This is a genomic window from Bacillus sp. SIMBA_005, from assembly GCF_046535585.1.
GTDB lineage: Bacteria > Bacillota > Bacilli > Bacillales > Bacillaceae > Bacillus > Bacillus pumilus.
Map to the genome: position 1 here is coordinate 1 of NZ_JAWRWI010000244.1, position 284 is coordinate 284.

1 protein-coding gene is annotated in these 284 nt (G+C 69.0%); it reads right to left on the reverse strand.

The features are described 5' to 3' along the window. Nucleotides 1-19: 19 nt before the first annotated feature. Nucleotides 20-284, reverse strand: a 265-nt coding sequence (locus SB660_RS19945) for a pilus assembly PilX family protein (RefSeq protein WP_410584016.1), incomplete at its 5' end; no start/stop codon positions are given.

Below are 284 nucleotides of genomic sequence, written 5' to 3' on the forward strand. Positions count from 1 at the left end.
CTCGACCAGCGTGAACCCGTCACCGCGTTTCATGGTCTTCCTTTCCCGTGACGAGGGAATCTGACGCGGTCACCAGTTCGCTCCAGTTCCCGAGTTCGCGCCAGCCGATGCGCCGGCCCGGCGCACCATCGGGCCGCTTACGGTAATAGGCTTGCAGGGCGGCGTGCGTCCCCGGCATGCTGCCGGCCCCGCGCGCCGTGATCCGGTACAACTGGCCATCGGGCGAAGTCGGCATCAGCTCGATCAGGTAGCGTGGCGCCTCGCGCGGCAACGCGCGCTCGCCG